Raw genomic sequence first — 9,748 nt, 5'->3', positions numbered from 1 at the left:
CCTCTCTGCATGGCGTTGATTATTACTCCTCCGTACTCATTACCTAAATTCTCTAACCAATCACTGCTAATTACTAGGATGCTGCACCTGCTAATTGTTTGATTGCTTATGCCCGTGATGATTATGTATGGTACACCGACCTCGCCCAGGCCGGCTGTTAAATTGCTTATGTATGGGTTCGCGGCATAGCCCACTATGCACACGGTTGGTGTTGGGACACCGCTAAGGAGCCCCTCAAGGCTATACGTATTCACTGACCCGTGATGAACCCCAGGCAAGACCCTCGGCACCATGAGTACTGCGGTGATTATTACAGCAACCATCAGGGCGAGTAAGGTGTATTTAGTTCTGGTCATACAAGGTTCTTGTTGCTAGGGGCTTTTTTACCTCAGCTGTTCATTTAAAATACCCGAGTTATGCGTGGTCATTACGAACTAGGTTATGTGATGAGCAGGGTCTCAATGTAAGATAGGTTTTAATAATTGTACGATGGCGATTCCCAATGATGAGGCGTAATTACTGGGGTGGTGGTTACTACGGCGTGTCATTTAGGCCGTATAGGCATGAGCTTAGGGATATTGTTATTGCGTTAGTTGCTATGACCATAGCCTTCGCAATATTGTTCCACACCCTATCTCATGTTGGTGGTTTAGTTGCCACATTCATTGCGGTTCTCACGGGATTCCTTGGTCACGAGCTGATGCATAGGGAGGTTGCCAGGAGGTTGGGTTACATAGCCTACTTTAGGGCTTGGTTCGTTGGATTATTGCTGGCCCTTGTCACAGCATTGACGGGATTCTTCATAATAGCTACTCCAGGCGCTACGGTCATCGGCCCAAAGGTTTGGGGTTACCCGAGGCGTGATGATGAGCTTAAGATTGCGCTGGCAGGGCCTGCTACCAACATAGCCTTTGCCGTAATTTTCCTACCACTCTCGCTGTTGCTGCCTACTCCATTCTCAAGTTATGCATCGATTATTTACGCCACGAATGCGTGGCTTGGCTTCTTCAATATGCTACCACTTGCGCTACCCGGCATAATGGTTGATGGGTTTAGAATCTTTAGGAACAATGTTAAGGTTTGGGTAGTCATGTTCGTAGTCTCCGTATTATTGATGATACCCATGTTCATAGTGATGCTCTAGGTAATTCGGTATTTTAGGTAAGGTAATAGGGAATAAATAGTTAGGTGCTTGGCTCTTGTTGTGAAGCTAAATTATGAAGTCATTAATGGGGAGTCCAACATAGCCATTGTAACGCTTTGGAGCAGTGTTGGGCAGGTTAAGAAATTGTTGGGTGATGCGTTGAACATGGTTGGTGTCATTGGTAACCTATACACCGTGGTTGGCATTAATTACATGCTTAGCACGCTGGCTCGTATGAATAGAATAAACACCCTAGTTATGGTTGGTGTTGACGTTAATGGTGTTGGGGATCAGGTTGTTAGGTTCTTTAGGGATGGTTATTTACTGAGACCGTTAATAAGTCATGAAATACTTGAAACACTTAGGTCGAGCATTAGGCTTGTGGACCTTAGGGAAGCCTATAAGTTGGGCAGGTTCGAAGAAATCACTAAAGTCATACGTGAGAATTACAAACCAGAACCACCAAGCAGGCCGGTTTTTAATGTGGAGGTTGTTGAGGAGGAGATCAGGAATTGGCCGTATCCTCTGGCTGGTGCGTTTATTTACGAGAGGGATACCTATAGGTCGTGGGTTAAGATTGTGGATTTAGTGCTTAATTTCGGATTTGATAAGGTCAATATTGATGGGTTGGGTGTTAGGGAGTTCCTGATGCCATTGGTGATTATAGATTCCGTGGGTAGGCCTCATCCCTTCAGGAGATTGAATGAGAATGGACTACATGCACTTAAGGAATCTAATAAGGCTATTGGAGATAGGGTGCTTAGCGAGTTGATGGGAAATCCACATTCATTAAATGCCGTTGTGTTTGGTGATGATTATGTTGTTCAGGGTGTGATAAGTGGTGATTACTACAACCAACTTGTGTACTTAAGGTCTGTTGATGTCCTCAATGATTGGTGCAGAAACCTGTATAGGTGGTGGTCACTGGCTAGGTACGTTGTTGATGAGTTGAATAGGGAATTCAATGCATGGTATAGCGTTGGTTATATAGGGCTCATGCCCTTCTCAGCATGGATAAGGCATAGTGATCTCGACAGGGCTGGGGAGTTCGTTAGGAGGAATATCGCCATATTTAGGGAGTTTGTTGAGGATCCAAGAGGTAACTTCGTGATTACCCGTGAGGGGGATGGCGTGGTTCTGGAGCATAGGTTACCGGTGACCCACGATTTACATGCCAAGTTATTCTTTAAATCAATTAATGAGGCATACGAGTATCTTAAGAACAGCAATTTCTTTACAACATATGCGCATGCAATGTATCTGGGTAAGGAAATAACTAGGGCGTTCCTACTTAGTAACTATGAACAAGACAGTACGTAGGGCACGATTAGGTAAGGTTATATACCATCGACTTAGGTAGCTACCTGATGACGAGGAGGGGTAAGCGTAGAAAAAAGCCGTATCCGCACAATAGCGATATAATCAATGCCATAATGAATGTGCTCTCGAAGGAACCATTCATAAGGCCAATAGACTTCCCAGACAAGGTCAAGGCCGAGCTTGAGAAGGAGGGCTTCTACATTGGTCTCGTCTCCACCAGGAGAATTTGGCGATTGTACGAGGAAGCCGTTAGGAGGGGCATCCTCTATGACTACCTTGGTGTCGTCAATTATGAGGAATGGATTGAGGAGTAGCCTAGGCCAGCCTATCCTTCCATTTCTCGATCAACCCATTTATTAGGTTCGCCATTTTAATGTCGAGCTCCGTTATCCCACCCTCATCATGCGTCGTTAACCTTAAGGTTAGGTGCTTCCAAACTATTAGCATGTCTGGGTGATGCTCCTCCGACTCGGCCAACCTGGCGAGTTCGTTTATAAAAGCTATGCAATCCATGAACGTCTTGAATTCCAAATCCCTAACCAGATAATTGCCCTCAACCCTCCAACCGGTGGGTAATGACTTCTCGATATCCTCCCTACTCAACCTAACCATTGATTGCTGCCCCATGCGCCGCTATTAAACCCATCGCGTTGGCTTACCCACAGCTATAGGTAATCGTCCCTATTAACCTCGTTTATTGGAACCTCACCCCTTAGGTACCTGGCAACATTCTCCACAGCCCTCATTATAGCCCTCTCTGCAATATCCCTCTGGGCGCCGCCAGCTATGTGTGGTGTTCCTAGGAAATTAGGCAGTGCGGTTAATGGTACACTTGGTGGTATCTCCTCACGCCCATCATGCACCCACCACACGTCAGTGCCAAACCTAATGTCAGGCCTCTCCTTAAGTACTTCGTATAGCTCCTTCTCCCTAACCACGTCGCCGCGACCGACATTCACCACTATGGCACCTCGCTTTACTAGCCTTAATTCGCCAGCGCCAATCAAACCTCTCGTATACTTATTCAGGGGTAGCGCAATGGCTATTATGTCAGCCCTCTGTATAACACTCCTTAATTCATCCGTCCTATGAACCTCATCAAAATAATCAACAGGTCTACCACCCCTATTAATGCCGATGTTATAGGTCCTGAAACCCTCCTTGCCAATCCTCGCAATCTCACGCCCAATACCACCAGTACCAAGTACGAGCAGTGTTGACTCAATCACACTCCTTGGGCTTGTGATTTCATTACTAAGGTATTCCTTGGCAATGAGTGTTGGCTTATGGAGACCCTTGGCGAGCGCCAGTATCAATGCCCAGGCGTGCTCAGCCACAGGTTCTGAATAGGCTCCGGCATTGCTGTAGATCTTGATGTTACCTGGTATGGCTTGGAATGGTAGATGATCCACACCAGCCGAGAATGTCTGTATTACCCTGAGATTAGGCATTGAGCCAACCCACCTGGTTATGTCGAAATCCTTACCGCACCAACACATGAGAACCTCAACCTTAGGCAATACATTCATCAAATCGCCCTCACCCATCCTGGGTAATTCGTATAGTTCAGTACCTAATTGCCTCAAAACCTCACGTGCGCCCTCCGGTAGTTCTACCGTACTTAGGACTACCCTACCCACGCATGAGCATTTAGGCACCCATTTTTAGGTGTTTATCCCGTGTTCGTGAGTAGTTATGTTTTTAAATTGGCTTGCTTATACGTGACGTAGATGGCGAAGATAAAGCCACCAAAGGAGCGTAAATATGGCAGGGCCGTGATTAGGTGCCAGAGGTGTGGTACTCACGAGGCTGTCATTAGGAAGTATGGGCTATACCTATGTAGGAGGTGCTTCCGTGAGGTAGCCCCACAACTTGGTTTTCGTAAGTACTACTAAACCAAAGTTAATTTAGGTAGTTGCAATAACTATTGATTGTGGCTAGAATCCCAGCATCCCTAAGCATTGATAGGATTGCGACAGTGGCTAGGACATTGAGTTCCCTAAACCTCAGTAGGGCTGATGTATTTGATACCAGGTTTTTCCCACCAAGGAATGCCGATATGGAGTCTGTGTATAATTACTTCCTGGCGATGGTAGCCATAGACCACAGGACCCACCTTGGTAATTACGTCTTTAGTAAGAACATAGGTAATGAGGCATTCACGGGATCCGACCTATTGTGGAGGTTGGGTATGGAGGTCTTCAATAGGGATAGGTCATTCTTTAGTCCAACGCGTTTGAGCAGGCTGGATCCAATCACGGTTAGGGATTGGTTGGTTGGTGATTATGGACCTGTGTGGGATTATGGGGTTAGGGCGTACCTGCTTAGGGATGTTGGTATGAAGGTTGTTAGGCACTATGGCACAACCCTCAGGTTATTCGACGTGTCCGAGACTGACGAATTAATAGATCGACTATCATCAATGATCGCGTACGAGGACCCGGTTAGGAAGAAGGCGTACCTACTCATAAAGTTCCTGGCTTCACGCGGTCTACTCAGGGTTAAGGCGTACGACATCAAGCTACCCATTGATAATCACCTGACCAGGATTGCGTACAGGCTTGGTATTGTTAGGCTTGAGGATTGGGTTCTCGATTTAATAAAGCAGGGCGTACATGTGGATAAGGATTTGGATGCCAGGTTGAGGTTGATCGTTAGGGATGCTTGGGATGCGGTTGTGAGGATTGGTAAGCTGGACCCTATAGCACTGGACGATTACCTATGGAGACTTGGTAGAACAATCTGCATTGTTGATAAGCCGAGGTGTGATCAATGCCCGCTAAAAAATGCGTGCCAAGCATACTCCAGGGGTTCATTTATAAATGAACACGTGCATTACCTAACGTATTACTACTAGTCAGGAACAATACTTAATTATCCGCAACCGATCAATTAATTGTATGATCATCAGAGCCGTAACCCTGTTCTACCCGGTGGAGAATGGCAGGATCAAACGAGACGAGCTTAGAGATGAGCTTGTTAGGCTTAGGGAGCTCATAAATAAAGTTCGTGGAGATTACGGTATTGAGGTTAGGACTTGGAGGGTCACGTTACCATTCATGGAATCCACGTGGAATTATGAGGAATTGGCTATGCTAATTAATGAAGTTAGTAATGGTCTTGGTTACATACATTCATCGCTGAACATACCGCTGGATTTCAAGGTCGATACCGATAGACTTGTGGGCGCATTCCTGAGGTCGGACAGTTACATGAGCATTTGGGTTGGTAATTTTAAGGAATTGAGTGGTTATAGTACGTCATTATTTATTGATATACTGAGGAAACTCATTGACTCAGGTTCCTGGATGGCCTCAAGACGAGTTGCGGCGCTCATTGGTGATCCAATATTAACGCCCTACTACCCCGACTCAATAAACCTTGGTAATAAGCATAGCATAGCCCTATCAATACTCTACACCAACGATATAACAACAAGCAGAGATAACGTAAGAGGGGCTATGAGCAATGTGTTTAGGAGGGCTGAGGATGTTGGTAAATGGATTGCCGAGGGGCTCGGTGTGGATTACCTGGGCATTGACGTGTCGTTATCACCATGGGGTTGGGACTCCGTGGTACAAACGATCGAAAAGCTTTATGGAATAAGGTTTGGCGAGCCTGGCACATTAGATGCGGTTTATGATCTTAATAGGGCGATTTGGGAGTCATCGAGTGGCTTCAAGGTCACGGGCTTTAACGAGGTAATGCTACCCCTGGCCGAGGATGAGGCGTTAAAGGGAAGGGCTAGGGAGGGTTTAGTGACATTTTCGAAATTGGTTAAGTACACAATGGCGTGTGTTGCTGGTGTCGATATGGTGCCAATAAGGGCAAATCAATTGGGGCTTGTGCAGGGGGTAATACATGACCTACACGCTATAGTCAGCATTAAGCGTAGGTCGTTGGGTCTTAGGTTAATACCGTACCCAGGTGGTGAGGCTGAGGTGGATCTTGGGGATTTTGGCCCGACACCTATAATGGACATGCTTAGGTGATGTTAATGCCCATACACATAAGGGCTGGCGAGGGTGATGTGGCGGAGAGGGTGGTCATCGTTGGTGATCCCGCCAGGGCTAGGCAATTATCCGGCTTATTAACTGACGTAAAGGTTGTTAATGAAAATAGGGGGTTCATAACGTACACAGGCATGTACGAAGATGTCAGGGTCAGCGTGGCTGTGCATGGTGTTGGTGCACCATCGGCAGCCATTGTTATTGAGGAATTGATTAAGCTCGGCGCCAAGCTAATAATAAGGCTCGGCACAACGGGAGCATTAAGGAGGGAGATAGGCATTGGCGATGTGATAGTACCCACGGGGTCAGCGTACAACTCTGGAGGTATATACATGCAGTACCTCGGTTCCACCGTCAACTACCCAGCCGTACCAAACTACGACACACTAACCGCGTTAGTACAGGGCTTAAGGGATGCTGGGGTTAGGGTTTGGATCGGACCAGTTTATAGCAGCGATGCATTCTACGCCGAGGAAGACCTGGCGAATGTGATGGGTTCGAGGGGGATACTGGGCGTTGAGATGGAGACCGCAATACTGTTTCTACTAGGCCTGCTCAGGGGTGTGAGGACGGGCGCCGTACTCGTGGTCAGTAACAACCTGACCGAGGGTAGGGAGGGCAGGTTCCTAACCGCAGAGGAATTATCGCCGATAATCGAGAGGGTTGGTAAGGCCGTCCTCAGCACAATAACGAGAATAGATATTTAGGACTGAAATCATGCGGTACGTCCTAGCTTACTCCTTATGAAATTAACGATGAACTCTATATCCCTCCTAACGAATTCCTCCCTGGAATAGGGAGACACCTCTGAATCCCTATCAAACCCATTGTATTGAAATTGGTGTAGGTTCAGGGCTATCTCGGTAACTAGCCTAAGCTCCTTATCGCCGATAATCGAGACCACCTCCCTCAACCTGCTTGACGGCATTACAGCTATGATCCAATCAACCCTCTCAACAACCTTAGACTGCGAAATCCTCCTCTTACCTGGAAAATACCTGGAGAGTAGGTCCCTGTAATCTACAGCTAAACCAGCAACGTAGGACTTAAGGGCTTGATACGCCTTACCTGCGGCATTCCTGAGCAAACCATTATTTAGGAACCTCTCGGCAAGCTCCGCCTCATACATGGCTTCCCTAAACCTATCCTCCTGGTACTTCCTCACGTCACTCCAGGGCTTTGTCAGCTCCATAGGGCTTGTATAATGTGAATTTACGAACTTATTATTCCTTACCCTAAATCATGACCATACCAATAAACCAGGAATGGTTAGACTCGGCACAATGAGAATACTCAGCGCGCAGGGCTTCTGTCCTCACCCATCGGGTCCGTCCCCTCCACATCACCTAATTCAATGAAGCCATTGGTGTTTATAAATGCGCTGTGCTAAGGCGCATGGGTATGTTGAGGCAATAATTAATTAGTGCGCTTCATTAATTGGTCATGGGTGTGATACGTGATGCTGTACAATGGGGGTGAAAACATAGGCAATGCGTTAGATATTATCCTTAGCGTTAACCCTGTGGAGTTGGAGGGGGACTTTGATTCTAGGGTTGTTACATCAATACTTAAGCCACCCCTCGTTGTTAGGCTTGATGGGGCTGGTTTCGGTAAAGCCCTCACTGGCTTTACATGGCCTAGGGATGAGCGTGTTCATAAGGCCTTAATAAACGCCGCCAAGGAATTGATGAGGACCTTTGCCGGTGACTACGCCCTTGTGATTAGTGATGAGATAAACCTGTTTCTGCTTAATTACATTCCCTACAGCGGTCGTGAATATAAACTTATTAGTTCAATGGCAGGTCTCACATCGGCTCTCGTTAGTACCTCATTAGGTAGGGTTCTTTATTTCGATGCTAGGGTTATACCACTTAGGGATACTTGTGGTGATGTGGCTAGATACTTACTTTATAGGGTTAGGGTTGGCTTCAACAACTACCACGTTGAGAGGGCACAGAGGAGTGGCTTAATACCGCTCGGCGGCACTCCCAATATTGCGGATGTGATTAGGGTCCTCGGGGGTCCTAGGCTGACTTGGGAGTCGTTGGGTACGTGCTTAGCTAGGGTTAGGGTTGAGCTTGAGGGTGTGGATAGGAGGAGTGGTAAGCCCGTTAGGTATGTTAGGAGGAGGATTGTTGAGAAGAACCCTATCTACATCATTAATGAATTAATGAGTTGCCGAACCAACACTTAAAAGACCCTGGGTATGGGTTAATAGTAATGGACACTCACAATAGGCTTAGGGAATTGGTAGGTGATTTATGGGATAGGTATGTTAGGCATGAGTTTGTTGAGAGGTTGAGAAACGGAACGTTACCAAAGGACGTCTTTAGGTACTACCTAATTCAAGATACGAAATACGTTAGGGAAATGCAGAGGGCAGTAATAATGGCAGCAGGTAGAGCACCACTAAGTGAGGCCCTTGACGTGTTGAACGCATTGTTTGGTAATATCGAGAGGGGCGCTGAGGTTCATGAGAAAATATTCAATGCATTATCAATAACGGATGCTGAGGTTAATAACACGGGCTTTAACCTAGTGAATTACGCATACACGAGGCATTTGCATTACTACGCATCGAGGGGTTGGCCCCAGTTCCTTGCCGCGTGGGCACCGTGCATGTGGGGTTATTCCGAGATCGGTAGGTATGTGCTAAGCACGAACAACCCGTTGTATAGCGCCTGGGCAAGCTTCTACGCCTCTGAGGATTATCTGAACAGGGTCAATGCGCTCCTGAGGGTTTTGGATAGGTATGATATAACACCTGAGATGGAGGTGGCGTTTAGGGATAGCGTTGTCTTTGAGATAATGTTTTGGGATGCATCGCTCAGGATGGACCCTACGCAATTCCTGTGATTTAACGTCTCAATTGCGAGAGTAAAACTCCGATAAGGGTTATGGCAGAGCCTAGGGCTTCCATGGGCGTGGGCACCCTGCCGAGTATTAGATAGGCGAATAGAAAGGCGAACACCGGGACTAGTATGGAGAGGGAACTCGCAACCACAGGTCCAAGGTCCCTAACACCGAGGAACCACAGTAGAAAGCCGACTACCTGGGCTATGAGCGCAACCACGATCCCCCAGGTGAACGCCATCAATGATAACTGGAAGTATGGGTTTAGGGCTAGGGTTGGTAGGGCTATTATGGCCGAGTACAGGCTTAGGGCTGCATTTAACCTAACCAAGTTCTCCCGCGCAAGGTTCCTCCTGTAGTAGTAAGTCCCAATGGCCCATACAAAACCACCAAGTATTGCCATGGCGTCCCCAATATCGAA

The 9,748-nt window shown here is 47.0% G+C and carries 14 protein-coding genes; 9 read left to right on the top strand and 5 right to left on the bottom strand.

Going from position 1 to position 9,748, the window contains the following annotated elements; all coding sequences use genetic code 11:
- Window positions 1–356 (bottom strand): hypothetical protein (locus B7L70_RS10695; RefSeq protein ID WP_143701632.1); only part of this gene is annotated, 356 nt, incomplete at its 3' end.
- Between the two features lie 149 nt (window positions 357–505).
- Here B7L70_RS10695 and B7L70_RS10690 point away from each other — a divergent pair.
- Genes B7L70_RS10690 through B7L70_RS10680 form a run of 3 tightly spaced genes read left to right on the top strand, consistent with a single transcriptional unit; the run spans window position 506 to window position 2,778 of the window.
- Window positions 506–1,144, top strand: coding sequence for a site-2 protease family protein (locus tag B7L70_RS10690; protein WP_081228132.1), 639 nt, complete (start codon window positions 506–508; stop codon window positions 1,142–1,144).
- Between the two features lie 48 nt (window positions 1,145–1,192).
- A complete protein-coding gene (locus B7L70_RS10685; protein WP_238376213.1) occupies window positions 1,193–2,464 on the top strand; it encodes a thymidylate synthase in 1,272 nt (423 codons plus the stop codon).
- Window positions 2,465–2,511: 47 nt separating this feature from the next.
- Window positions 2,512–2,778: a hypothetical protein gene (locus B7L70_RS10680; protein ID WP_081228126.1), complete on the top strand. Its 267-nt coding sequence runs from the start codon at window positions 2,512–2,514 to the stop codon at window positions 2,776–2,778.
- Window position 2,779: 1 nt separating this feature from the next.
- Here the strand turns inward: B7L70_RS10680 and B7L70_RS10675 are convergent, their stop codons facing one another.
- Window positions 2,780–3,076 carry a 4a-hydroxytetrahydrobiopterin dehydratase gene (locus B7L70_RS10675; RefSeq protein ID WP_081228123.1) on the bottom strand — a complete coding sequence of 99 codons (297 nt, stop codon included), beginning with the start codon at window positions 3,074–3,076 and terminating at the stop codon, window positions 2,780–2,782.
- A gap of 53 nt (window positions 3,077–3,129) precedes the next feature.
- Window positions 3,130–4,104 carry a 2-hydroxyacid dehydrogenase gene (locus tag B7L70_RS10670; protein ID WP_081228120.1) on the bottom strand — a complete coding sequence of 325 codons (975 nt, stop codon included), beginning with the start codon at window positions 4,102–4,104 and terminating at the stop codon, window positions 3,130–3,132.
- 90 nt (window positions 4,105–4,194) lie between these two features.
- On the opposite strand from B7L70_RS10670, the gene B7L70_RS10665 reads away from it, so the two are divergent.
- Genes B7L70_RS10665 through B7L70_RS10650 form a run of 4 tightly spaced genes read left to right on the top strand, consistent with a single transcriptional unit; the run spans window position 4,195 to window position 7,181 of the window.
- Window positions 4,195–4,359 (top strand): 30S ribosomal protein S14, encoded by a 165-nt coding sequence (locus tag B7L70_RS10665; protein ID WP_013336226.1) that lies wholly within the window; start codon window positions 4,195–4,197, stop codon window positions 4,357–4,359.
- Between the two features lie 38 nt (window positions 4,360–4,397).
- Window positions 4,398–5,321, top strand: coding sequence for an iron-sulfur cluster loop (locus tag B7L70_RS10660; RefSeq protein ID WP_081228117.1), 924 nt, complete (start codon window positions 4,398–4,400; stop codon window positions 5,319–5,321).
- 43 nt (window positions 5,322–5,364) lie between these two features.
- The gene (locus B7L70_RS10655; RefSeq protein WP_081228114.1) at window positions 5,365–6,456 is read left to right on the top strand and encodes a DUF711 family protein; all 1,092 of its coding nucleotides are present in this window, start codon (window positions 5,365–5,367) and stop codon (window positions 6,454–6,456) included.
- 5 nt (window positions 6,457–6,461) lie between these two features.
- Window positions 6,462–7,181 (top strand): purine-nucleoside phosphorylase, encoded by a 720-nt coding sequence (locus B7L70_RS10650; protein ID WP_081228111.1) that lies wholly within the window; start codon window positions 6,462–6,464, stop codon window positions 7,179–7,181.
- Window positions 7,182–7,189: 8 nt separating this feature from the next.
- On the opposite strand, the gene B7L70_RS10645 is transcribed toward B7L70_RS10650, so the two are convergent.
- Entirely contained in the window at window positions 7,190–7,666 is a 477-nt protein-coding gene (locus B7L70_RS10645; protein ID WP_081228109.1) for a PaREP1 family protein, read from the bottom strand.
- A 267-nt stretch (window positions 7,667–7,933) separates the two neighbouring features.
- Here B7L70_RS10645 and B7L70_RS10640 point away from each other — a divergent pair, with 267 nt between their 5' ends.
- On the top strand, window positions 7,934–8,668 hold the full coding sequence (locus tag B7L70_RS10640; protein ID WP_238376214.1) for a tRNA(His) guanylyltransferase Thg1 family protein: 735 nt from the start codon (window positions 7,934–7,936) through the stop codon (window positions 8,666–8,668).
- A 26-nt stretch (window positions 8,669–8,694) separates the two neighbouring features.
- Complete coding sequence (locus B7L70_RS10635) at window positions 8,695–9,330, top strand: TenA family transcriptional regulator (protein WP_081228106.1); 636 nt, start codon at window positions 8,695–8,697, stop codon at window positions 9,328–9,330.
- 1 nt (window position 9,331) lies between these two features.
- Here B7L70_RS10635 and B7L70_RS10630 read toward each other — a convergent pair.
- Window positions 9,332–9,748: DMT family transporter (locus B7L70_RS10630; protein WP_143701631.1), on the bottom strand; the 417-nt coding region annotated here is incomplete at its 5' end.

The organism is Vulcanisaeta sp. EB80, from assembly GCF_002078205.2.
This window is presented reverse-complemented; position numbering and strand designations above follow the sequence as displayed.

Coding starts and splice junctions, on each gene's coding strand:
- B7L70_RS10690 (WP_081228132.1), top strand. CDS start 506: ATGAGGCGTAATTACTGGGGTGGTGGTTACTACGGCGTGTCATTTAGG.
- B7L70_RS10680 (WP_081228126.1), top strand. CDS start 2,512: ATGACGAGGAGGGGTAAGCGTAGAAAAAAGCCGTATCCGCACAATAGC.
- B7L70_RS10675 (WP_081228123.1), bottom strand. CDS start 3,076: ATGGTTAGGTTGAGTAGGGAGGATATCGAGAAGTCATTACCCACCGGT.
- B7L70_RS10665 (WP_013336226.1), top strand. CDS start 4,195: ATGGCGAAGATAAAGCCACCAAAGGAGCGTAAATATGGCAGGGCCGTG.
- B7L70_RS10655 (WP_081228114.1), top strand. CDS start 5,365: ATGATCATCAGAGCCGTAACCCTGTTCTACCCGGTGGAGAATGGCAGG.
- B7L70_RS10650 (WP_081228111.1), top strand. CDS start 6,462: ATGCCCATACACATAAGGGCTGGCGAGGGTGATGTGGCGGAGAGGGTG.
- B7L70_RS10645 (WP_081228109.1), bottom strand. CDS start 7,666: ATGGAGCTGACAAAGCCCTGGAGTGACGTGAGGAAGTACCAGGAGGAT.
- B7L70_RS10640 (WP_238376214.1), top strand. CDS start 7,934: ATGCTGTACAATGGGGGTGAAAACATAGGCAATGCGTTAGATATTATC.
- B7L70_RS10635 (WP_081228106.1), top strand. CDS start 8,695: ATGGACACTCACAATAGGCTTAGGGAATTGGTAGGTGATTTATGGGAT.